This window comes from Paenibacillus sp. B1-35 (assembly GCF_050474385.1).
In the GTDB taxonomy this organism is placed as follows: Bacteria; Bacillota; Bacilli; order Paenibacillales; family Paenibacillaceae; genus Paenibacillus_B; species Paenibacillus_B alvei.
The window spans coordinates 327,330-351,731 of the sequence record NZ_JBCHVJ010000004.1; the positions used below are offsets into that span (position 1 = coordinate 327,330).

General features: G+C 45.1%; 20 protein-coding genes, 1 tRNA gene and 1 pseudogene. 8 read left to right on the forward strand and 14 right to left on the reverse strand.

The window, feature by feature from the left end; all coding sequences use genetic code 11:
* Positions 1–61 precede the first annotated feature (61 nt).
* Both ACQ5BJ_RS15735 and ACQ5BJ_RS15740 read right to left on the reverse strand, forming a co-directional pair.
* Positions 62–1,501, reverse strand: coding sequence for an ATP-binding protein (locus tag ACQ5BJ_RS15735; RefSeq protein WP_430111413.1), 1,440 nt, complete (start codon positions 1,499–1,501; stop codon positions 62–64).
* Positions 1,498–2,205 carry a response regulator transcription factor gene (locus ACQ5BJ_RS15740; RefSeq protein WP_367667829.1) on the reverse strand — a complete coding sequence of 236 codons (708 nt, stop codon included), beginning with the start codon at positions 2,203–2,205 and terminating at the stop codon, positions 1,498–1,500. Before ACQ5BJ_RS15740 ends, ACQ5BJ_RS15735 begins: the two co-directional genes overlap by 4 nt.
* Positions 2,206–2,533: 328 nt before the next feature.
* Between ACQ5BJ_RS15740 and ACQ5BJ_RS15745 the strand changes: the two genes are divergently transcribed.
* Complete coding sequence (locus tag ACQ5BJ_RS15745) at positions 2,534–2,872, forward strand: L,D-transpeptidase (protein WP_005543528.1); 339 nt, start codon at positions 2,534–2,536, stop codon at positions 2,870–2,872.
* A gap of 188 nt (positions 2,873–3,060) precedes the next feature.
* Here the strand turns inward: ACQ5BJ_RS15745 and ACQ5BJ_RS15750 are convergent, their stop codons facing one another.
* From ACQ5BJ_RS15750 to ACQ5BJ_RS15775, 6 genes are all read right to left on the reverse strand, one after another.
* On the reverse strand, positions 3,061–4,062 hold the full coding sequence (locus ACQ5BJ_RS15750; RefSeq protein ID WP_430111416.1) for an ABC transporter ATP-binding protein: 1,002 nt from the start codon (positions 4,060–4,062) through the stop codon (positions 3,061–3,063).
* A complete protein-coding gene (locus tag ACQ5BJ_RS15755; RefSeq protein WP_268598886.1) occupies positions 4,059–5,066 on the reverse strand; it encodes an ABC transporter ATP-binding protein in 1,008 nt (335 codons plus the stop codon). Before ACQ5BJ_RS15755 ends, ACQ5BJ_RS15750 begins: the two co-directional genes overlap by 4 nt.
* Entirely contained in the window at positions 5,033–6,016 is a 984-nt protein-coding gene (locus ACQ5BJ_RS15760; protein WP_005543531.1) for an ABC transporter permease, read from the reverse strand. The genes ACQ5BJ_RS15755 and ACQ5BJ_RS15760 overlap by 34 nt, the downstream gene beginning before the upstream one ends.
* Positions 6,013–6,981, reverse strand: coding sequence for an ABC transporter permease (locus tag ACQ5BJ_RS15765; protein WP_005543532.1), 969 nt, complete (start codon positions 6,979–6,981; stop codon positions 6,013–6,015). Before ACQ5BJ_RS15765 ends, ACQ5BJ_RS15760 begins: the two co-directional genes overlap by 4 nt.
* Before the next feature lie 109 nt (positions 6,982–7,090).
* Positions 7,091–8,791 (reverse strand): peptide-binding protein, encoded by a 1,701-nt coding sequence (locus ACQ5BJ_RS15770; protein WP_430111593.1) that lies wholly within the window; start codon positions 8,789–8,791, stop codon positions 7,091–7,093.
* 302 nt (positions 8,792–9,093) lie between these two features.
* Positions 9,094–9,861 (reverse strand): N-acetylmuramoyl-L-alanine amidase, encoded by a 768-nt coding sequence (locus ACQ5BJ_RS15775; protein ID WP_430111420.1) that lies wholly within the window; start codon positions 9,859–9,861, stop codon positions 9,094–9,096.
* Between the two features lie 354 nt (positions 9,862–10,215).
* On the opposite strand from ACQ5BJ_RS15775, the gene ACQ5BJ_RS15780 reads away from it, so the two are divergent.
* Positions 10,216–10,845, forward strand: coding sequence for a hypothetical protein (locus ACQ5BJ_RS15780; RefSeq protein ID WP_289356909.1), 630 nt, complete (start codon positions 10,216–10,218; stop codon positions 10,843–10,845).
* Between the two features lie 217 nt (positions 10,846–11,062).
* Here the strand turns inward: ACQ5BJ_RS15780 and ACQ5BJ_RS15785 are convergent, their stop codons facing one another.
* Entirely contained in the window at positions 11,063–11,170 is a 108-nt protein-coding gene (locus ACQ5BJ_RS15785; protein WP_005543536.1) for a hypothetical protein, read from the reverse strand.
* A 178-nt stretch (positions 11,171–11,348) separates the two neighbouring features.
* Positions 11,349–11,456, reverse strand: a complete 108-nt coding sequence (locus ACQ5BJ_RS15790; protein WP_005543537.1) for a YjcZ family sporulation protein — start codon at positions 11,454–11,456, stop codon at positions 11,349–11,351.
* 289 nt (positions 11,457–11,745) lie between these two features.
* On the opposite strand from ACQ5BJ_RS15790, the gene ACQ5BJ_RS15795 reads away from it, so the two are divergent.
* On the forward strand, positions 11,746–12,576 hold the full coding sequence (locus tag ACQ5BJ_RS15795) for a DUF2935 domain-containing protein (RefSeq protein ID WP_268622702.1): 831 nt from the start codon (positions 11,746–11,748) through the stop codon (positions 12,574–12,576).
* Positions 12,577–14,178: 1,602 nt separating this feature from the next.
* On the opposite strand, the gene ACQ5BJ_RS15800 is transcribed toward ACQ5BJ_RS15795, so the two are convergent.
* A complete protein-coding gene (locus tag ACQ5BJ_RS15800) occupies positions 14,179–14,916 on the reverse strand; it encodes a hypothetical protein (protein WP_430111425.1) in 738 nt (245 codons plus the stop codon).
* A 15-nt stretch (positions 14,917–14,931) separates the two neighbouring features.
* Complete coding sequence (locus tag ACQ5BJ_RS15805) at positions 14,932–16,716, reverse strand: hypothetical protein (protein ID WP_430111428.1); 1,785 nt, start codon at positions 16,714–16,716, stop codon at positions 14,932–14,934.
* A gap of 396 nt (positions 16,717–17,112) precedes the next feature.
* On the opposite strand from ACQ5BJ_RS15805, the pseudogene ACQ5BJ_RS15810 reads away from it, so the two are divergent.
* A pseudogene (locus ACQ5BJ_RS15810) lies at positions 17,113–17,279 on the forward strand (tyrosine-type recombinase/integrase); the annotation flags it as partial.
* Between the two features lie 109 nt (positions 17,280–17,388).
* On the opposite strand, the gene ACQ5BJ_RS15815 reads toward ACQ5BJ_RS15810, so the two are convergent.
* Positions 17,389–17,463, reverse strand: a tRNA-Thr gene (locus ACQ5BJ_RS15815).
* A 162-nt stretch (positions 17,464–17,625) separates the two neighbouring features.
* A complete protein-coding gene (locus tag ACQ5BJ_RS15820; RefSeq protein WP_005543545.1) occupies positions 17,626–18,117 on the reverse strand; it encodes a GAF domain-containing protein in 492 nt (163 codons plus the stop codon).
* A gap of 158 nt (positions 18,118–18,275) precedes the next feature.
* Between ACQ5BJ_RS15820 and ACQ5BJ_RS15825 the strand changes: the two genes are divergently transcribed.
* The 4 genes from ACQ5BJ_RS15825 (at position 18,276) to ACQ5BJ_RS15840 (ending at position 24,381) form a co-directional block, all read left to right on the forward strand.
* On the forward strand, positions 18,276–19,220 hold the full coding sequence (locus ACQ5BJ_RS15825; protein ID WP_289356907.1) for an alpha/beta hydrolase: 945 nt from the start codon (positions 18,276–18,278) through the stop codon (positions 19,218–19,220).
* A gap of 98 nt (positions 19,221–19,318) precedes the next feature.
* Positions 19,319–20,329, forward strand: a complete 1,011-nt coding sequence (gene namA, locus ACQ5BJ_RS15830) for an NADPH dehydrogenase NamA (protein ID WP_289356906.1) — start codon at positions 19,319–19,321, stop codon at positions 20,327–20,329.
* A gap of 382 nt (positions 20,330–20,711) precedes the next feature.
* On the forward strand, positions 20,712–21,737 hold the full coding sequence (locus ACQ5BJ_RS15835) for a carbohydrate-binding family 9-like protein (protein WP_430111433.1): 1,026 nt from the start codon (positions 20,712–20,714) through the stop codon (positions 21,735–21,737).
* Between the two features lie 37 nt (positions 21,738–21,774).
* Complete coding sequence (locus ACQ5BJ_RS15840; protein WP_430111436.1) at positions 21,775–24,381, forward strand: transglutaminase domain-containing protein; 2,607 nt, start codon at positions 21,775–21,777, stop codon at positions 24,379–24,381.
* Positions 24,382–24,402 lie beyond the last annotated feature (21 nt).

Sequence of the window (24,402 nt, forward strand, 5' to 3'; positions counted from 1 at the left end):
ACAAAATGACATAGATTATTCGCCAAACTTGTTGCATTCTGCTGCTACTTCTCTGTAGCTGTCATTTCGTAGGGAAGCTAAACACAATACGCGCTCCCCCGCCTGGCACGTGCTCTGCTCGTATTCGCCCGCCATGCTTGACCATAATCAGCTTGGCCATATACAGCCCTAGTCCTGAATGCCCTTGATATTGCGAGCGCGAGGCGTCTCCTTGAACGAACTTGTCAAATATGGAGTCCAGCATATGTGCCGGGAATCCCGTTCCCGTATCCGTAATCGACATCTGCAGTTCACGTGCTCTCCATTCTGCCTCCCAGATAATTGCGCCTCCCGCTGGAGTGAAGCGAAGGCTGTTCGCAAGCAGGTTGTCCATAAGCTGTCTCAATCGATCCCCGTCGAGGAGCAGCGTTCCCTCCGCCTGCCGATCTGCAGGTGGACGACAGCAGAATTCAATCTGCTGCTCCGCGCACATTCGGTGCATATCCTGTGCAGTCTCCTCCATGAAGCGATTAATATCAATCGGCTTACAATTCAAGCTGAACTGTGGAGACTCCATTTCTGATACCAGATTCATTTCCTGCACGAGACGGACAGCCCGCTTCGTATTCTTATCGATCGTAGACAAATATCGCTCCAGACGATCAGGGCGATTCATCCCGCCATCCAGCAAGCCTTCTACATGACCTTGCACGATCGCAAGCGGAGTACGCAGATCATGAGCCAGTGCAGCAACCATCTCGCGCCGCCGCTGCTCCATCTTCCACTCGCGCTGCAATGACAAATAGAGTTCACGCCTCATCTCGTCGAAAGCCTTCATAAGTTGTGCCATTTCAGAGGTGCCTTCATAAGAGAAGCTAAAGTTTAGATCCCGCTGCTGTACCCGCCTGGTGCCTTCAATTAACTCTTCAATCGGGCGGCTCAGCTCACGGCCAAATCTTTTGCCGAACAACCAAGAAAATAAAATAACAAAAAGAAAGGGCACAAATAGAACTCCTATAACTAGGAATCCAAAATAGGGTCTTAGCTTGGATTTCTCAGTGACACCAGCAGACAGTATATAGTTGAGGATGACCGCACCTTGCAATTCCTCCTCTTGATTTATGATCGGCAATACGTTACGGGCATGTCCCATACCTGTCATTCCACTTGCCTTGAGAAGCTGAATCAGCTCCCGCCCACCGCGTACTTTCGGGTCGGTCAGCGACCCATACACATACTTCCCTTTACGATCAACAACCGCGTAGCGCATGCCCTTCTCATCTATCAGTTGTTCGAGGCGCGCCTGATTCCCCTTATTCAGTAAGCGATCTCCTTCTGTTTCTACTAACTTACGTATGGGCGGAATTTTCTTTTCGTAGTAATTGGCCGGCCTGAATGTGCCGCTATCATAGGATTGAAGCCATATGAAGCCTCCCCACACGACAATTGTAAATACCAGACTCGCTCCAATTACCCATACAAAGTAAGTAATAAACTGACGCTTAAAGGAGTGCATCCTCATTCCTGCACCTTCCATTTATAGCCGATGCCCCATACGGTTTCGACCCAGCGGGACTGTGCATGGGCTGCTGCCATCTTCGCTCGAATGTTTTTCACATGCTCAGTTACAGTTGTATCGTCTCCAAGAGCTTCTATGCCCCATATTTGCTCATAAATATGCTCGCGAGAAAATACTTGTCCCGGATGGAATGCAAGCAGCTCCACAATTGCAAATTCACGGTTCGTTAGCGGCAATCGCTTCCCTTCGCAGCGAAGCTCCCTACCCTTTGCATCGACTATAAACACACCATATGAAAGTATCCCCTCATGATGATCCTGCCTCTGCAAATGACGGCGTTCCCTTCTCAGATGCGCTTCGATGCGAGCCTTCAACTCACGCATGCTGAATGGCTTGATCATATAATCATCGCCGCCTGCTGCCAACCCGTATATCCGATCCGCCTCACTTACTCTCGCACTAACAAATAGAATAGGACAAGTGACAATATCTCTAACCTGCCTGCACCATTCCACCCCATCCGTACCCGGCATCATCACATCAAGTACAATCATATCCGGCATCTGTTTCGTAATAAGCTGCTGAGCTTGCTCGGCATGATGTGCCGTGCGTACCGTGTATCCGGCATCCTCCAGTGAATCACGCACGAACACCGTCATTTCTTCCTCATCATCTACAAGCAATATATTGATTTCTGAACGTTCCATGCTTCTGCTCTCCCTCTTCCTTGCAGTACAAGATTGCATTTCTGTACGAGTTATCTCTATTCCTCTTCAGAAATTACTCCTGTTAATTATGATCCTCATTAAATAGGAGCCATATTAAATAGAGATCGATATTAATCATATTCAATATAAATCATGATCACTAATAAGTATGATCTCCATTAACTATACTCCCTATTAATCAAGATTTTATAAACGAATCACTGTATTATCATTCTTTCTACATACACGTTGCGTCTTCAGAGCTTTACTTACAATATGAACCCCTATCTCCGCATCTGCATATGCTGATCAAGAGGAGTTGGGCGATATGCCGCAATATCGAATTATTGTCGATCTGACTGCACGCAGGCTGTACTTGCTGGATGGCGACACCGTTGTCCGAGAATATCCTGTTGGTATCGGCAAAATGCTCACACAAACCCCCACAGGGGAATATACCATCATTAACAAAGCCCCGAACCCTGGAGGGCCGTTCGGCGCCTTCTGGATGGGGCTGTCGAAACCCCATTATGGCATTCATGGCACGAATGATCCTGCTTCTATCGGCCATCTCGTATCTCACGGCTGCATACGCATGTACAATGAAGATGTTCTGCAACTCGCTGCATTGGTTCCTATTCATACACGGGTCACGATACGACCATAGTGCCTACTGTGTGAACTGTATTATCCCTAACAACCGTACCTTCCCTAATAAAATAATGCCCCTTTCCTGCTGCAGAGAAATAAGTTCTCGTAACGCAGCAAGAAAGAAGCATTATTCACAATAACCCCATCAGCACTTTCTCGTATTTCAACATTCGATACTCTAACTCGATTAAGTTCTGAGTTTTTCTATTGAGCCGCAATAGAAGTTGGATCTGCCTCCAACGGAAAATGGCAGGCTACTTGCTGATCAGAGCCAATATTCACTAACTCTGGTGATACAAGCTTGCACTTCTCTTGCACAAATGCACACCGCGGATGGAAGCGGCAGCCCGAAGGCGGGAACGCCGGAGAAGGCACATCCCCCTGAAGTACGATTCTTTCCTTCTTATGGTGCGGGTTCGGTCTAGGAATCGCTGACAGCAGCGCTGCGGTATAAGGATGCTTAGGGCTTGCAAACAGTTCCTCTGTGCGGGCTACCTCAACTAATTTTCCTAAATACATGACGCCGACTCGATCTGAAATATGCCGTACCACATTCAGACCATGTGCAATAAAGAGGAAAGTAAGGCCAAGCTCCTTTTGCAGCTTCATGAGCAAATTCAGCACTTGAGACTGAACCGACACATCTAGAGCAGATACGGCTTCATCCGCTACGATAAAGCTCGGATTAAGCGCAATCGCCCGGGCGATGCCTATCCGCTGACGCTGACCGCCAGAAAACTCGTGCGGATAGCGGTTACGTCTAGCTGGATCCAATCCAACCAGTTCCATCAATTCGACTACACGCTTATTAATCTCTTTAGAAGATGCCTTATGATGCACGCGCAGCGGCTCTCCTATGATGTTCTGGATATGAATGCGTGGATTCAAGGATCCGAAAGGATCCTGAAATATAATTTGCATATCCTGCCGCAGCCGACGCAGTTGCTTCGTATTCATATTTTGTATTTGCTTTCCGTCAAAAAAGACAGCTCCGCTTGTTGGCTTCTGCAATTGGAGAATGGCTCTGCCAAGTGTTGATTTGCCGCAACCCGATTCCCCAACAAGACCAAACGTCTCCCCTTTGTTAATAGTGAAGGTTACATCATCTACGGCCTTAACGTGGCCGACTACTCGGTTGAAGAGACCTGTCTTGATCGGGAAATACTTCTTCAGGTTGCGAACTTCAATTAATGATTGATCCATCATGCTCGCTTCACCTCGGATTGTCCGTCATTATCGCTGTGGTACAACCAACATGCCACCTGATGATTGCTCCGGATTTCTCCTAACGCAGGTTCGTGCTGTCGGCATTTATCCTCCACCTTCGAACAGCGTGGATTGAAGCGGCATCCCGAAGGCAGGTTGTTAATTCCCGGAATTGTCCCTGGAATCGTGTATAATTCCTCGCCTCTTGCTCCTTCCAAGCCTGGAATCGACTGCAAGAGACCAATTGTATAAGGATGAGAAGGATGGTCAAATATTTCTTCTACGCTTCCTTCCTCTACAATTTTACCGGCATACATAACCGCGATGCGGTCAGCCATTTCCGCGGCAACACCCATGTCATGGGTAATGAGCACGATCGCCATGCCGAGCTCCTGTTGAAGGCGCTGCAGCAAATCCAAAATTTGTGCCTGCACCGTTACATCCAACGCTGTCGTCGGCTCATCCGCAATGAGCAGCTCTGGTTTGCATATGAGCGCCATCGCGATTACAACCCGCTGCCGCATACCGCCTGACATCTCGTGCGGATACTGCATGGAACGCATATCTGGATCAGGGATTCCAACCATACGCAGCATGTCAATCGCCCGCGCCCAAGCTTCCTTCTTGCCTATCTTCTGATGAAGCTGCAAGCTTTCCGCGATTTGATCTCCGATCGTAAATACCGGGTTAAGCGCCGACATCGGATCCTGAAAGATCATCGAAATCTTTTCCCCGCGAACGTTAATCATTTCCTTTTGCGATTTGGCTGACAGATCTTCGCCATTAAAATGAATGCTGCCTTCGAAAATGGTTCCTCCTGCGTAATCAATTAATCGCATAATTGAAAGAGAGGCGACACTTTTACCGCTTCCGGATTCCCCTACGATACAAAGTGTCTTGCCCTTTTCCACGCTAAGGGATATTCGATCTGTTGCCTTCGCAATGCCCTGCTCTGTCACAAAGCCTGTCGTCAGATTTCGGACTTCAAGAAGTTTTCGCGCCATTGCCGCATCCTCCTACGTGGAATTTTCTCTTTCTTGCGTGGGTCAAACGCATCACGGATTCCGTCTCCAATAAAATTGACCGCCAGCACCACGATAAAAATGCATGCTCCTGGATAAAGCGCTTGCGTTGGATCAACCAGCATAAATTGCTGCGCATTGCTCAGCATCAAGCCCCAGCTCGTATCAGGAAGCTGTACCCCTAAACCGAGGTAAGATAAGCCTGATTCAGCAAGTATCGCCCCGCCTACCATTAAGGTAGCGTTTACGATAATAGGAGCCGTCGCATTGCGAAGCAAATGCCTGCCGATAATCCCCCAACTGGACACACCGATCGCCTTGGCAGCTTCTACATATTGCATTTCCCGCAGCTGAAGGAATGTCCCTCTCACAAGCCTTGCCGAGCCCATCCAACTCGTAAAGCTTAAAATCATGATCATATAGCTGAACTTTGCGCCAAAGATAGCCAGTACCAAAATATTCAGGAACAAGGTTGGAATAGAGTTCATAACGTCAACGAGTCTCATAAAAATCGTATCGATCCAGCTGCCAAAGTATCCAGAAATCGAGCCGATAATGGTTCCAATTACAACAGAGATAAAGGCAACAGAGAAGCCCACCGATAACGATACTTGGCTGCTGTAAATAAGCCGTGACAAGATGTCTCGTCCCAATTCATCCGTTCCAAGTGGATGACCAGGACTGCCCGCTGGCAAACTTGACTTCAACATATCGATCGCGGCTGGGTCATATGGGGCAATATATTTGGCAAATACAGCAATGGCGACAAAGAACAATAGAACGATGGCTCCAGCCACTGCAAATGGATTGCTCATAAATTTCTTCCATGCCATTAAGGTCATACTTGTCGGCTTCTCCGACTTAGGGTCAATCTCTCTCGTCTTGCCGCGTCCAGGCTCGAGCTGAGCATCCTCCAAACTCGTTACACTCATGCTGATGCGCCCCCTTTGCCTATTTGTACACGCGGATCAACAATCGCGTACAAAATGTCTGCAATCAAGTTGCCAAGGACAACGATAACCGTTGTAATTAAGGTAATCGCCATAAGCACCGAGTATTCCCGTGACACAGCCATATCGACGAACAGCCGCCCCATTCCCGGCCAGTTAAACACACTTTCTGTAATGGCTGCTCCCGCTATGAGTATCGGCAAATCCAGACCAAGTATAGTAATGATTGGGATAAGCGCATTCCGCAGAGCATGACGGGTAATGACTCTTCTCTCCTTCATTCCCTTCGCTCTCGCGGTTCGAATGTAGTCCTGTCCTAGTACCTCAAGCATGCTGGATCGGGAATATTTCACATAGGAGGCCAGGAATCCTAGTGTAAGAACGGTGACAGGCAGGATCAAATGCATGAATAAATCCTGAATATCGCCTTCCTTCCCCATCGTATACATGTCGGATAAGGGCAACCAGTCCAACTTAATGGAGAAAAAGCTTTGCAAGAGAATACCGAACCAGAATGTCGGCATCGCAAACCCAATATAAGAAATTAATGAAGCAGTCTGATCAGATAGCCCATACTCAGCCGTACTATTGTATATTCCCCACGGGATCGCAATGATTAAGGCCAGCAGCCATGCAACTCCCATCAGAACAACGGTATTCTTCACCGTAGGCCAGAGTATTTCACTTACCGGCAGGTTATTCTTGAAGGTATGTCCTAAATCACCCTTCAGCAACCCGCCCACCCAACGAATATATTGAATATAAATCGGCTTGTCTAAGCCGAGGTTCTTCGCTTGAATTTTGCCTGCTTCCTGAGACAGTCCCGGCGAAAGAAAAATTTGCGTTGGTCCACCCGGTGCCGCGTGGATAAGTCCAAAGGTTACGATGGATATAAGAAATAGCACCAAGAGTGACTGCAATATACGGCGGATCAGATACTCCGTCATGGGAATCCTCCTAAATCATCGTGTGATATATAAGCACTCTCATACATAAAAGAGAGAAGGGGCAAGTACCCCTTCCCCTCATCTTGCATATTCAAATATGCTCGGTGCCTTATTCTACCCACCAGTTAATCATGCGGAACATGTATCCATATGCGAGTCCAGGTTCAGGTCGGTCCTCTTCCGCATATTTCACCCGAGGGTTCAAGCCCTGTGGTGTACCATATTGATACATGAATACATAAGGAAGATCCGTTGTGATTTCTTTACCGATCTCTGCGTATACCTTCTTGCGCTCGTTCTGATCAGCGACAGAGTAGCCTTTTACCCACAATTGATCAATTTTCTCGTTTTTATACCAGCCCGCGTTTTGGTTCGGCGGGAAGAATTTCGAGGAGAAGATGCTCTCCGCGTTCGGATCTGGATCATTTAACGACCATGCCGCCAAGACCGCTTGGTATTTACCCGGATTAATGTTCTGTTCCTGCCAAGCAGCGAAGTCAATGCCTCTCGGTTTCACTTCAATGCCCACATCTTTCAGGTTTTGTTGAATAACAGCCGCAACCTGCTCACGGCGACTGTTACCTGTATTGTATTGAAGTTCAAAGGAGAACTTGCTGCCGTTCTTCTCCAAGATGCCGTCAGTGCCAGCTTTCCAGCCATCTTCAGCCAACAGCTTTTTCGCCAATTCTACATCATAGTTATATACAACAGCCGTTTCAGCCGGATCAGCCCATGATCCAGGCAGGAATGGCGAGTTCAACAGCTTGCCCGTTCCCTTAAGAATATTGTCAACCATGCCTTGGCGGTTAAGCGCGTGAGCAATCGCCTGTCTTGTTTTCTGTCCGGCAAAGAAGCTTTCTTTATTGTCAAAGTTCATTTTGTTAAAGTTGAAGCCCATGTATTCGTATTGTGGTCCTGGAGCTAATATGACTTTGAGGTTATCGCGAGCTTGCACAGCTGCGAGTTGGGTGACTGGAATCGCTGATACAGAATCGATATCTCCCTTGATGAGAGCTTGCACTTCTGTATTTTGATCTGCGTAGATTTTGTAGATGACTTTCTGGATGTGAGGTTTTTTCGCTCCCCAGTAGTTCGGGTCTGCATCGAAGCTTAAAAATTGCTTTTGCTTCCATTCTGTCCATTTCCATGGACCGTTTGTTACGGTTTTCTCTGGTTTGGAACCGTATGGATGCTTTTTCAATTCTGTAATCGGAACATCTTTCAGGATGTGATAGGGCACTGGCTGAAGTCTAAGAGAGTAGAGGAATGGGGCAAATACTTGTTTTAACTTGATCTGAACCGTGTGGTCATCGATCTTGGTGACGGTGTCAACATGTTCGAATTGGCTAATTCCTGGGGAGCCTGCTTTTGGGTTGCGAACTGTATTAATAGTAAAAATCAAATCATCAGCGGTTACAGGTTTGCCGTCGCTCCATTTCGCTTCCGGCTTCAATTTGACTGTATAGGTCTTCGAATCTTCGCTGATTTGAGGAGGTTCAGCGGCCAGAGACCACGGTTCAACGACTACGTTCGCTTGCCGATCAAGATCGTACAGGCTGGAAAAGATCAAGTTGATAGCGTCTCCAGAAGAAGTGTCACTAGTGAATAACGGGTTGGATGACACGATATCGGAGAAAGTACCTAATGTGATCGTGCCTCCATCCTTCGGCGTCAGTGCCGTATTGTTGTCCTTCGATCCTTCCGTTTTCGCTGGTTCGGCAGTTTTCGGTTCTTCTTTAGGCGGATTCGCCGTATTGCCGGAACCTCCGCACGCTGATAACAGCGATCCCATTAGTACCAAAAGCAGCATGAATGAAATCCACTTCTTTTGTGCCACATAATTCCCCTCTCTCATTTTCGATTTTTTTGTGAAGGATATATTTTCCTACACATTGTATCACCAGAATCATTGCGCAGGTAGTAAAATGATGGAAAATATTTATAATTACCGATTATATTTTTCATTTTATTGATTACTTTTTTTAATTAGACTATATAGAAAGAAAAAAGAGGCGAAATCCGCCTCTTTACCACTTTACCCCAGTAAATCAACCTTTGGTATACGAGTTGCTTACAACTTCTATCTGCCGCTTCAACGAATGCCCTTATTTCTTACACTTGGATGCTGACGCTTCTATCATTTCCATTCCAAGTCACTTTCGCACCTATCGATTCAGCGATTGCCCGCACAGGTACGTAGGCGCTGCCATTTATAATCATATTCGCAGTTTGAGGAATTTCATTGAGATATGCGACCTTGCTCGTATTATCCCATCGAACAGGGAGACCCAAGGCAGAAGCAATATCACGAATTGGCACGTAGACAACATTGTCCTTCATAATCCCCTTCGTTGCTTCATGACCATTTACAATAATTTTGATTCCATTTTGAGCTTGAAGCTGCTGTACTTGTCCCTTGATCTGGTTTATAAATTGATCCCAGTATGGCAAAATCTCAGAAGGGCACTGCTTGCCTGACCATTTCTTGTGCGGCACGACCTGATCGATGGTTAGCTTGTCGCGCAAAAGCAAACTTGCCACGAGCCACGCAGCGTTATTCCATGCCACGTCTTTGTTCATGCCCGTATACATACATACTTCAATGCCGAGGCTTGTTAAGTTGCCTGGTCCATTTCCATCTCCCGCATGCCATCCCTGTTCGTTCTCACGCAAATGCTGGTAGATATCCTTATCATCCACGGTATAATGCCAAGATGCTTGTCTTCCACCGCTTCCATCTAGTATATATCTCGCGTGCGATTCGGCTGTGCCGCTCAAGTTGTCCGTGTTGTGGATCGTAATCCATTGCGGAGCCATGGGCTTGTTCGGCTTGTTCGGGCTTCCATCTGGAAGCAACCTTTGTTGAATGACGATGCTCATCGTTCATCAGCTCGCTTCTGCATAGTGTACACATAGAAGACCTGCCAAGCGTGCTGTGAAAGCTGATCTATCACCAAAAAGCGTTCAAATCCGTTGAACGCTGCTTGGATTTTTGCCGTTTATGAATATCATGTTCGTCAATTCCCCTAGTTCAACGAGCCGTCGCAAAAATCTTCTATAGTAAAGAATATGTACAATGCTAGAATCTTGGCTCTGGCAATCGCCTGAGGGAAATGCTTGTTTTGGTTAAAATTTCACTTTTATTAGGCTCCGGCCCAAAAGGAAAATGATACAATGATTTCGTGCTTTCAAGGTGTTTACTTCATGTGAATTTATTATTTAGGAGAGATACATATGGATCATGAATGGATACTAGAGCAGGAAACGCCTAATACCGGAAGAAAGTCACTCTCTACCGGCATCTTCATCATCTCTATCTTTGCAGCATGCTGTGCGATCGGCATGTCTATTTTTACTTTGGCACATAGTAAGAAGGCGAATGATACAGCAGAGAAACTGCAGCAATCCCTCTCTAAGTTGCAAGAAGACTATGAGGAACTAAAAAGAACCAGCAGCAAACAAGGCTTTACAATCAATCAGTTGCAGAACAATCTCTTGTATGCAAATATCCAGCACGACATGGAGGAGTCTGTTGCATCCGAGCATTTGATATTGGATAAAATCTACTTTGATGATATAGCCTATCGCAAAGGAACGAGCGGTGCGACCATAGATGTTCGTAATCAGCCTGACTTTGCAAATAAATATTCAGGATCCGGTAAATTCTCTATATCAAACAAGGAATTAAGCACTGTTATAACCACATTCATGGAAGCAGCCGAGGAGCACTATGCATGGTGTTTGGATAAGTACAGCATGGAGGCCGTCGCACCAGATTGGAATGATCTTACGCACACGATCTCCGTAAACAACTACGAGATTGGAACGTATCACAACGGTGTATTTACGCCTCTTAAAAAATGAGTCATGTTATAGAAAAAGCGCGATCTCCGATTGCTCGGAAACCGCACCGTTATCCGACATTACATACTGCTGGAGGGATTTGAATCTCCAGTCCACGGAGCCGTGGGGCGCCCCCCTCAACGGCCCTTTTTGCTTACCGGCGTTCCGATTCGACACCAGTAGATCAAACATAAACGCAATGTAAAGATACGGGGCTATGAAATGAATCGATTAAATGCTAAAAAACAAATGCACGAGAAACGATAACCAACAAGATGAACAAGACCAAGATTACACCAAGAGAGGTGAAACCTCGAAATCCACAACCTCCAACAACTTCACCCATATGAGTTAGCCTCCCTTCGTTAGTTAGCACATATACATAATATAGGAGTTACCTTCATTCTGACTCAGCTATGTCCTATACTGAAATTAATTAGGCAGTGTTAAGCGTTCAGATATAAATTTGATATTCATGGGCTGCGCCAATGACGAGCATTGCTGATTCAGATCCTTCAAATCAATTAAATAAAGCAACTACAAGCTACGATAACCAACAAAATAAACAGAACCAGTATAACGGCTGTAGAAGTAAAATGATGATGATGACGGCGATGTTCAAATTCACCCATTGAAATAGCCTCCTTCCGCTAGTACATTCATATCATATTAGGGTTGTTAAATATTTGACTCGGCTGCGTCCTATTCGCGTAGAAATAATTCGAGCAAAGAGTTTATGACTACAAAAAAGAAGTCGTGAAGACAAGCAGCACAAAGTAAAGGGACAAGCCATATAGGTTTGTCCCTTTACTTGCATGCGAGAAGAAGTACACCCCGGTTCATGCGCTGCCTAAATCATAAAAATGATTTGTCATTATTATATATAAACAAAACGGCGTTTTTTACCTGGGAGGGGTGCTTTTGTCAAACGGATTTGTCATTCGTTCATTAGACGAAATCAGATTTTGGTCTCGAATCATGAAAGAGCATTCACTTTTTTTAAAACTAGGCTTTAGGTGTGAAGATACTCAGCTCATTCAAGAAGCGAATCATTTTTATGCTATTTTTGAATCAATTGAAGCCAGGTCTCACACCTTTGATGCTGAAGCAGATCCCCAGATCATTCTAAGATTCAATGCGGAAGTGCATTCAGCGGTCTCCCATATTTGGGCATTCAAACGAAAGGTCCTCGGCTTAATTTTACATTGTCAGTTGCCGGGACAGAACAATTTCCCTCTGCTTGTAGATCACGTCAGCAGAGAGGCTTTTTACTTTAGAAATCGCCTTGAACAACTCAATACTGGTAATTTAGACCCCCTACCAGATGCGATTATCAATGAAAATGTTTTTTTCTTAAGAATAATGGCGGATCATGCCAAGTTTATCGGTCATCTGCTCGATCCTTCTGAACGTAAGCTTGTTGAACAAGCGCAACAATTCAGTCATGAATTCGATCAGTTATTATTTCAAGCAAGAGACTTGGATTCCATGCGGCCTCAATCTCAAACGGCTCCACTTCTCGACCAATTTTTAGATCAAAATAGAGTTTCCGTTAAATCATTACGTGATTTCAAGAAAACAGCTCGCGAATTAATTGAGGCATGTCGAATAAAAAGCATCATTCATCCACTGCTCGCCGATCATGTGTTCCGCGAAGCAGAAAGATTTCTGGTCATTATTGAAATGTTTGAAAGCACACTCACAGGAACTCCGGTGTCACCCCAACAAATGATGGAACTTGATGGACATTAAATCTATGCAATGCTTGCGCGGAATCGACGATTTGGCCATAGTCCATACGATCATTGTTGAAAAAAATATGGGATAAGCACTCCATCCGATTGAGTTAGCGAGTACAATAGTCTAATAAGCAAAAATGAAGGGATCACGCATAAGATCGTCAGCCTTCATTTTTTTGTTTATGCCGACTTATTACAAGTCTGCATGGACATCCTCATCCATGAAATATAGTCCCGCAGGAATGTTTGAATCCGAACAACGTCCGAATCGCTAACCTGTCGAGGCACGTCTGTCCGGACAAATACAAACAAGCTCGCAATTGTATTCGGTACTTTTGATCCTTGATCCTATTACTGTTCTCGCCCTCTTCCCTCTCTGTCACATCACCCAAGTTAAGATCCCCCGGCCAGAGGGGAGAACCATCAATACATTCTTATTAATTTTATGTACAAATATCATTTCTGCAGTTTTTTCGGTTTTGTTGCCTGGTTGAACTACAAAACAGCAATTGTGAATACTACGAACAAGAAGTAATGCAAAAGGGACAAGCCATATAGGTTTGTCCCTTTTCTTCATGCGAGTATACCCCGGTTCATGCGCTGCCTATATGCAGCCGTGTGTGCGTCCCCGCCTTTTTTTATGTTTCATGCTATCACGCGAATACCGTCATGTGGTACTCAACTTTGTATCAAGGTACTTTCCATACATGTTCACTTTACGATCAATATCCCTTAATTTGCTTATCCTGTTTAAAAGCAATTGATGATTGTTAAGTTAAACGAGCGTGGCAGTGAACCTTGTCTATTAAATGAGGTTCACTGCCAGAAACTATTTTTAGCGGTGTCTTCTGTGCTTTCTACACTTAACTATTACTTTTTGTCCAGGTCTGAGGATCACAACAATCACCTTTTTATGACGATGTACCATGCAGCATCCCCCCCTTCGAAGAAGAGTTAATACATAATATGCAGGTCGCTAAAAATGAAGTGTGCTAACAAGCAAATGAAATGTCTCAATTTTATTCAATTAGCTCCAATCGCGAACGAGCCGTTTCTCCTTCCTACAAAGCGGAAAACCCCACTTTATTAGACTAAAGGTTAGAAGAATGTTAGAATTCAGCCCTAAAAAGGGAAAAAGCGCGATCTCCGATTGCTCGGAAACCGCGCCGTTATCGACATTACATGGTGCTGGAGAAGGGAATTGAGCCCCCGACCCACGCATTACGAATCGTTTACCGATAATCCTCGTTAATCCCAGATGGTCTTCTATGCGGCTTTAGCTGTGTGTTATTCATTTGAAGTATTTGGCCACATAACCATCATAAAGCACAAGTCTAAGAACTTATTATCTTTAAAATCAAATATGTAAGCAACATCCCTTTCGACTATATACAGTTAGCGTAAGCTTTATGGGTGCACCAGTTGCCGGGAGTCTTTTGATACTGACAAAGTAAAATTCCCCCTTCACGATTTGCCGGATTTACTAACACCTCCAAAAATAACAATCAGTAATCCGATAAATCCAAAAATCAAAGCTACTAAATCCATTCCTGATGTGCACAACTTAAACAAAATTGAAAAAAGAATTATACCAATACCTACCATAAATCTTTTCCTAAAAAACACTGAATTTAATATAGGTTACAGGACGGTATACTCTGTTATTAACGTAAACATCCCCGTTTTCACTAAAGGAAGTAGCCCAGGAAGTTCCACTAACTTTCATTCCTGCAAAAGATGCTCCAGCTACATTATCTTTTATGGGTTGAGATTGCCATGATCCTGAAGTAGAACTACCCGATACACCTGGGGGCCATGATACTGTAACACCTATTCCACTTACGGAAATATTTTGATTTAATACTATGTAGCTCGCATTTCCGCTACCGTTCCAAGCCGAGGATTGACCTCCTTCAAAATTGTTATCCCAGTTACCGGCAGTATTTATTTTCCATGCATATGACATTGCATTACCATCTGTTTGAGTATCATTTTGATACTCCGATTCTCCCGGCAGTAAACCAACCGGCTGAAAGACTGCCCCTGTATCGCCAGTTAATTTATTTATATACGACATGGCCGCCTGTCGGTATGAAGGATCTTCCACATCAAAACCGTATACTGTAACACCGTTGTCATTATATTGTTTAAGCGTGAATTCTTTGCTTTCAGTGCTTGTTGTTGCTAAACTTCTTGTTGTTTCATTTGTTGCTTCATTCGTGACTGTAAGCCGAACCATTTCTTCTGAAATTAGCTGAGTCTCATTGGTGTCAGTGCTAGCAAAAACTGAACCCGGAACCATCAAAACGGTACCTAAAGCTAATGCTGATAACGTCTTAGAAAATTTCTTCAAAATAATCATTCCTTTTCATTTTTGATAGATAACCTTTTGCAGAAACAGCGCATCGTAGGTACTTCGGAAACTTACTACGTCCTCAGTGGCATCACCTCCTTTAAATAGGCCAGATGTATGTTGTGCATTAATCAGTGTGTCTCCCACAATTTTTATTACATTATTTGGAATCTTATAATCCAAATCCTGCAAAAGATTTAATGCCTTACTCTGTACATGCAATTTATTACTCAAATCAAGGTCATTAAGATGTACTATATTACTAATTATCTCGTTACATAAAGGTTTGATTTCATCCCGATCCGGATTAATTAAGTTTATAAATGTAGCGAGTTCAATTAAGTTCATAGTATTTTGAGGCACGTTGTCGATTTCAGTAAAACTATCAATCATTTCATCTACTTGTGTTTTACTAAATGACCAATTTCGTTCTAAAATTTCTAAAGCACGTATAATAGCATTGACATATGGCAACTTCTTTGCTGTTAAAGTTTCTTTAGCTAATATATCATCCATGGATGAAAATAATCCGTCTACTAGTTCTTGCTTTTTATTGTCTATGATGTGCAACAAATTATGTTTCTGCAGTAATTCCAAAAAGTTATTTATGACTATTGGATCGCTCTGCAAAATATCATCTCTTTTTTCATAGAGATACAAATCAATACTATTAGGAGATTCTATTTCTAAAACATTGGTTATTGCATCTACAAAATAGGTATCAACAAAGTTCGATTCAGTATATCCTGGGGTAATGTATGTTGATTCATCCAGCAAGAATGAATTATATACATCGAATACATCACTGAAATTCGGACTGGTTTTAAAATCATAACCTGCTAATTTTAAGGAGTATATTGCAGCATATAAGCCTAAGGGATCATAGGCCTGTATGACTCCATCTTTAATTTCATTTTCATCAGTGATACTGTCTATTATTAGATCGTGATAATCTGAGCTATCGATATTCAATAATAAACTAAAATCCAAATAATCCATTAAATATATAGGTAAATAAACTTCATTGCTTTTAATTAATTCTGCTATATTGTCTAAATCATTCTCAAACATAGTCTTTACCATATCAGATGATATTTTTGATAACTCTATGTGATGAGATTGCATCAATTTCATCATCATTACATAAGCGCTAGAATTTTTTCTAGTAATAGTATTAGGTTGTAGCAACTCTGTCGATGCTTCTTTTAACCATTTGTCAACAGATTTTGTTTTTAAATTTAGCAATGCAGCTACTTGCTCAACTAAAAATGTTGGATACACATTTTCTGCATATATTTCACTGTTATTACTATTAGGCAAACGGTAACATCCAATTCTATCGTCGTACAAAGAATCAAAATACTTAGAGATATTCTCCTTTGCTAAATCAGATATACCTTCTAAATCATTAACTAGCATTACTGTGGTAAAAATATCTGTAAGATCCATCGCTGATTCATTTTCAAATTTCCTCAAAAAATCTGGTGTCATTGTTATGTAATCATCAATAGAAATTAACCCCGAATTTTTTTGGGCTTCACGAATATAATATGTCGCAAAGGAACTGATTTGACTAGAATATTCAGCATTCGCAAATCTATACCCAAAATCCGACATTTTACTGCGCTCAATTTGCTCGACAATTCCTTTTGTATTTATAGTTAATAGTTCTGGCAAAATGTTACCGCTTTCATAACTAAATGAGTTTAATTTTGCAGTACAACCAACAAGAGATAAACTTAATAAAAATAAAACTATTCTAAAAAAATGTTTATTACTATTTTTTCGAGCATATCCCATTGTGTTCACGTCCCTATTTGCATTCTTCTAATAAGATTACTTACTGCTTTAGTAAGCACCAAAACAGTAGAACTGAACCATAAAAAATCTCACAGCCTTACTCCCAATTCTGAATATATTAAATAATCTATACCAAGCTTTAAAGCTTTAGTTAATATTTCTTTTAAACAAAAAATAGAGGAGATTAGCTCATATAATGAACTAACCATCCTCTATTTACGTTACTTAAATTAACCCGGTCTAATACTTTTTTTCTTCAAACATCAAAAACTCAAGAATGAAGCTGCACATAAGGAAAATATCGAAATCGAAGGTACGCCCGTTAACCAAAGGAATCTGATGCGCAATTATTATCGAATCATAAAAGAAATCTAAAAAGATCATCCGGACTTCCCTAAAATACGATTCCATGATCTTCGGCATACTCATGCCACACTATTACTCAAGGCGGAAATACATCCAAAAATTGTTCAGAACGACTAGGCCACTCTTCGATTAATGTTACCTTGGACACATACTCGCATGTACTACCAAATCTTCAAGAAGCCGTACTTAAAAACTAAAACTTCACTTTATTAGACTAAAGGTTAGAAGAATGTTAGAATTCAGCCCTAAAAAGGGAAAAAGCGCGATCTCCGATTGCTCGGAAACCGCGCCGTTATCGACATTACATGGTGCTGGAGAAGGGATTTGAACCCCCGACCCACGCATTACGAATGCGTTGCTCTACCCCTGAGCTACACCAGCAAATTTTGTTAACACCAAATATTATAGAGAAGTTGAAAATTTGTTTCAACCCTAAAATAAAATTACCTATATTTACTATATGGTGCTGCAGAGGTATTCTAGAACGATAATCCGCTCCTTCATGCAGCACCATACCCTATTTTACGCATCCACTCATATTTTCTATAGTTTGCTTTCGGCTAAAATAGCGCTCACCAGTTGCTCCAACGCTTCCTGATCCTGTTCGTTGAAGCGATCCGTAATCGGGCTATCGATATCCAACACACCGATGCACTTGCCCTCCTTCATCAGAGGGACGACAATTTCAGAGCGTGAAGCCGCATCACAGGCAATATGTCCGGGGAATGCATGGACATCCGGAACGATTACTGTGCGCTGTTCCTTCGCTGCTGCCCCACATACTCCACGTCCAAGTGGAATTCGAACACATGCCGGCAGCCCTTGAAACGGCCCAAGCACAAGCTCCCCTCGCTCATCATCCATCAGATAGAATCCAGCCCAGTTAATGTCCTTCAGCCCCTGCCATAATAGCGCGGACGCATTGGACAAATTTGCAATAAAATTCGGCTCTCCTGCAATTAATGCGGACAGCTGCCCAATAATAACCGGATAATCCTTATCCCGCTCGCCTGTATAAAGTGTTTGTGTGAACATCTGACCGCCTCCTATTTTCGTATTTGTAATGTATCATACCATAGTCAGGCGATTTCGGCGCAACGCCCTGTTCAGAAAATAACGTGGCTTTCGTTTCAAAGCTCTCGATATAATGTAAGTAAAGGATAACGGAACAATAGCCGATAAGGAGGCTTCTCATGAGAACGAACACCTTTCACTTTCTAGATGAAGAAAACGTGCGTATTCACGTCTACCACTGGTTGCCCGATGAAGCCATTGAAATCCAAGGCGTTGTACAAATTGCTCACGGAATGACTGAAACCGCGCTTCGTTACGAGCGCTTTGCCGAGGAACTTACTGCCGCCGGGTATGTGGTATACGCCAACGATCATCGCGGACATGGCCGCACAGCAGCTACTGAGCAGGACTTAGGCTATATCGGCGAGAACGGCTTCATATGGATGGTGCGCAATATGGCGCAGCTCACTAAGATAATCCGCGAACAACATAGCAATCCCCCACTGTTTCTGTTCGCGCACAGCATGGGGTCTTTTCTGGCACAGCAATATATAACAGAACACGCGGACTTGATTGATGGCCTCATCCTATGCGGAAGCAACGGCCCTCGTGGCCCGGAACTGCTCGCAGGCGTCAGTGTCACGAAGCTGATTGCCTCGATGAAAGGCTCCCGCCATCGCAGCGCCTTCATTGATAAGCTGGCTTTCGGCAGCTTCAACCGTAAGTTCCAGCCTGCCCGCACACAGGTAGACTGGTTAAGCCGAGATCCGAAGGAAGTAGACAAATATGTGGAGGATCCATACTGCGGATTTCTGAGCACAGTAGGATTTTATCGGGACTTTTTCAAACTGCTGCGCAATATTCATCGCCCTGAAGTCATGAGCCGTATTCCGAAGCAGTTGCCTATACTGCTCATTGCAGGCGACGATGATCCGGTAGGCAATTATGGCAAAGGTGTGCGCAAGCTGGCAGATCAATATCGGCAACTTGGTCTGGAGCAAGTGGAATGCAAGCTGTATGAAGGTGCGCGCCATGAACTGCTCAATGAAACGAACCGGGATGAGGTTACGGCGGACTGCCTTGCATGGCTGCAACGTCAGACCCTGAGTTCGGCTGACTCCTAAAGTTTCGCTAGTCTGTCATTTGTACCCACAATCTGGATCAGCGTATAATAGACTTGAGTCATGATTTAGTCCAATGGAGATGGAAGGAGATTTTACATATGTCACGCTTGTTTGAACCGATAACAATTGGAGGGGTTACAATCCCGAATCGGATTGCCATGTCTCCGATGTGCATGTATGCATGTGATGACGAAGATGGCAAAGTAACAGACTGGCACCTGATCCACTATGCCTCGCGTGCAGTTGGGCAAGTCGGATTGATTATCGTAGAAGCCACTGCCGTCACACCAGAGGGTCGAATTAGTGCTCGTGATTTAGGAATTTGGAGCGACGATCATATTGATGGGCTGCGCAGGCTCACTGATCTAGTGCATTCCCACGGCAGCAAGATCGCCATTCAGCTTGCCCATGCAGGGCGCAAAGCTACTGTTCCCGGCGCAATTGCTCCATCGGCGATTGCGTTCAGTGAAGACTACGCAGTACCAGAAGAGATGTCGCAGGAGCAAATTCGCCGGACGGTGAAGGCATTTGCCGAGGCTGCCCGCAGAGCAAAGGAGGCCGGCTTCGATATCGTCGAGATTCATGGTGCCCATGGCTACCTGATCAATGAATTCCTCTCTCCGCTCACGAATCAGCGGATGGATAGCTATGGCGGGAGTACCGAAGGCAGATATCGCTTCTTAAGCGATGTCATTGACGCTGTTCGTCTCCAATGGGATGGGCCGGTATTCGTGCGCATTTCCGCGAATGAGTATGCGGATGGAGGCAACACACTAGAGGCTTATATTGATTATGCGCGCCGCATGAAGGATCAAGGTGTCAACCTCGTTGATTGCAGCTCTGGTGCAGTTGTACCGCATCCGATAGACGTATTCCCTGGATATCAAGTGTCTTATGCTCATGCAATTCGACAATCGGCAGGCATTGCTACTGGAGCCGTCGGTCTTATTACCGAGCCAGCTCTCGCAGAAGAGATTGTCCGAAACGACCGGGCAGATCTCGTTCTTCTTGGACGCGAGCTGCTGCGTGATCCATACTGGCCGCTGCGCGCCGCACGAGCGCTTCGTTCTGAACTGCCGAAGCCGAAGCCATACGAACGCGCTTGGTAGGATGCCAGATTCACAGATCTTCTCCTGCTTTATAGTTGAGGCATTTCTCGCTTAGTAGGCTGCCTTCTTCACGATTAGATTTTATAGGGCACTACTTTATACTTTATCTATAACACCAGATCGAACATATAGTTGTAGTTGCGAAGAGAGAGTATCCTTAACGGATGCTCTCTTTTTTCGTTATTGAATAACGGGTCGAAGAGCAGCTTTTACAAATTTGAGATACCGATAACTTTTTTTCGCTGAAAATCGTGTTTTCCTATTGAATATCCCATTATATCCATCTAGTATAAGGATAAGTTTTCTCTTCATTACCAGATTTGCGTATTTTGTGTGTTCTCCAACACCTACCACATGCATTCATCTAGAGGAGGATGGAACGATGGACAGAAGCAGTGTTCCCGAACCAAATATCGTGTTCGACCCGAAGCATTACATTTGCCACCGAGCCACAGAACCACTGCAGCTTGATGGACGATTGGACAAGTCTTTTTGGGTTCATGCCCCTTGGACAGACGAATTCGTCGACATCGAGGGAGACTTGAAACCGCTGCCATTTAAGCAGACCCGGGTCAAGATGCTATGGGATGACGAATATTTCTATTTCGGTACCGAAATGGAAGAGGAGCAAATATGGGCAACATTGACGGAGCGCGATTCCGTCATTTTCTATGATAATGATTTCGAGATATTCATTGATCCAGATGGCGACACCCATAACTACTATGAGTTCGAAATGAATGCCTTCAACACGATCTGGGACTTGCTGCTGCCCAAACCATACCGTGACGGCGGACCGCCTATCAATGGTTGGGACATTCGCGGCATTCGCACCGCTGTCCATATTGATGGCGAGGTCAACAATCCGAATGCAGTCAATAAGGGTTGGAGCATTGAAGTCGCAATGCCTTGGAGCGTATTGAAGGAATGCGCGCCCGAAGGACGTATGCCGCAACATGGCGAATATTGGCGCGTGAACTTCTCCCGTGTTGAGTGGCGTACTGAGGTAAAGGACGGACAGTACGTCAAGATGATCAACCCGGATTCGAACACCCCTTACCCAGAGTATAACTGGGTATGGAGCCCGCAAGGCATTATCAATATGCATTATCCAGAGATGTGGGGCTTTGTTGTCTTTGCAGGCGAAGGACAACCAGCACCTTCCTTCCAATTGCCGCAAGACGAGCTGATCAAGTGGGAACTGCGCAAGATCTATTACCGTCAGCGCCAGCATTTTGCGAGCCACGGCCGTTACGCTTCCAGCTTATCGGAGTTGGCACGCGAAGAGGTTTGGCGCATCGAACCTGTGATTGAAACGACAAGCGGTTCCTTCTTACTATCTGCCAAATCGCATGATGGGCAACAATGGATTCGCATTCAGGAAGACGGGAAGGTATGGCGCGAATAGCATCGCAGACTAACAACACATGGAGCTGATGAATGAGATGACGAGCACAATTGGCTATGCAGATGATACATTGCTTCAACAAATCGAAGAGAAGTTTCAATATAAAAAAAAGCTGGCTAAGCACCGGGAAGAGGAACTGTTCAGCGTATTGAATCAAGAATTGACCGACAAGGAGCGTCTGCTCCTGAAGTATTTGTATGCCTACATGCCCATTCACGATCTGGCGGATTATGACGGTGAATTCTTCCTAGCTCATGTGCGCCGTACGTTGGCTACGCGTCAAGAGATGCCTTGGGGCAAGCAGATTCCAGATTACATCTTCATGAACTTTGTGCTCCCCTATCGCGTCAATAACGAGAATATCGACGACAACCGCGAAGTGATCTACCATGAGCTAGTCGATCGGGTTAAGGATAAACCGATGATGGAAGCGATTCTGGAAACGAACTATTGGTGCCATGAAAAGGCAACTTACGTTGGCACCGATCAACGTACTGTCTCGCCATTAACGCTGGTTCGCACCGCTCTCGGCCGCTGCGGCGAACAATCGACACTGGCCGTTGCTGCACTGCGCAGTGTCGGTATTCCGGCACGCCAATGCTACACGCCGCGCTGGGCGCACTGTGATTCGAACCATGCTTGGGTAGAAGCTTGGGCAGATGGAACCTGGTACTTCCTTGGCGCATGTGAGCCAGAAGCACGCTTGAACGAAGGTTGGTTCAAGGCTCCTTCCCGCCGTGCCATGCTTGTTCATACACGTGTGCCCGCAGATTACAACGGCCCGGAAGAAACCTGCTCCAGCCATCCGTGGTATACGGAGATTAACCTGCTTGGCAACTACGCTCCGCATAAAACCATTACGATCCGGGTTGTCAACGAGCAGGGAGAGGCAACTTCGGCAGAGGTCCACTTCCAAATGTACAACTTCGCCGAATTCTACTCTGTAACGACACTGCCGACGGATGACAATGGACAAGTGGCGTTTACAACTGGATACGGCGACCTGTTGATCCATGTCCGCAATGCGCAGGGATATGGCTTCCGCCATATTACCGTTGGCGATGCAGATACATTTACCGTAACACTCCAATCCGAGCTGCAAATTCACGACATGATGGAGTTTGACATGGCACCGCCTCCTGAGATACCAGACAAGAGCGAGAATCGGATGACAGATGAAGAACGACAGGCAAACGACCGCCGTGTTCAACACGGAACGGCAACGCGCGCAGCTTATGAAGCCACCTTCATGAGTGAAGCAGAAGCGAACTCATTGGCCGGTAAGCTGTCCTTGGCGGCGGATCGGGTATGGACGGTGATTCGCAACGCGCGCGGGAACAGCCATGAGATTGCTGCCTTCCTGGAGACCAACATACCGAAGCACGGTGAATGGCCGCTTCGTCTGCTCGAAGCGCTTCATGAGAAGGATACGCAGGATACAATGAACGAGACACTGACGGATCACTTGGAGGGAGCTCTTTCTTATCTGGAACAAGTGAAGGATGAAGATCTGTTCACCGCTTATGTGCTCTGTCCGCGCGCTCATTATGAAATGATTAAGCCGTATCGTACATACTTCCAAACGAATCTGACTGCCGAAGAGAAGGCAGCCTATGCAGCCAATCCGCAGCGGCTGGTCGATCGTTTAGCGAATGACATTACGATTGAGAGCCGAATAGACCGCTATAACGGCATGATTACACCAGTCGGCGTGTTTCAATTAAAAAAAGCCGATCGCTTGAGCCGAGACATCTGCTTCGTAGCAATGGCACGCAGCGTCGGCATACCTGCACGCCTCGAACCGCTGAATATTCGTCCGCAATTTTGGCAGAACGGCATCTGGCAGGACGCAGTGTTCCATGGTGATGCCACAGAACCTGCAGCATCTCGACCGGCAGAACCGTCGAATAATGCGGAAGCCGCGAGCGGTGCGATTGTATTTGCACGCAGTGAAGGCGAGCAAGAAGCTTCCTATTACTTGAACTTCACGATCGCTCGCTTTGAGAACGGCACTTATCGCACCTTGACGTTCCCATATGGCGAGAAGGATATGTACAATAAGCCTTACGAGGTATTGAGCGGCAACTATCGGATGACGACCGGAACACGTCTTAGCGATGGAACCGTGCTCGTGCGCCTATCCTTCTTCACCGTACATGCCGGCGATACAACAACCGTACCTGTCGTATTCCGCAAGGAGGAAATTCATGTTCCGATCCTCAATACAGTATCGGCAGAACAGTGGAGCCGCATGACCGATAAGGTGAGCCTAGACATTACGGAGCAAGGGCTCGTCCTTGCATGGCTTGATCCAGAACGCGAGCCATCGAAGCATCTTGCGCGTGAACTGCGCGAGTTGAAGATAGAGCTCGATCAGTGGGGGGGCCGTATTGCGCTTATGGTTGAAAGCCAGCGCAATCGCAGCGAATTCAAGCTTGAGGGTATGCCGGAGCATACAACGTATAGCGTAGATGAGGATGGACTGTCCTTGCAGGCACTTCTTCCCTCCCTTCCAGAATGGAACGGTCAGGAATATCCGCTGGTTGTAGTCATGGATCAGCAGCACCGCATCCGTTACCAGCTCCAAGGCTACAAGCTTGGCACTGGTTCGGATATTTTAAAGACTGTGTGCAACATGCAGTAGGCAGCCCAAGGTTCCCATTTT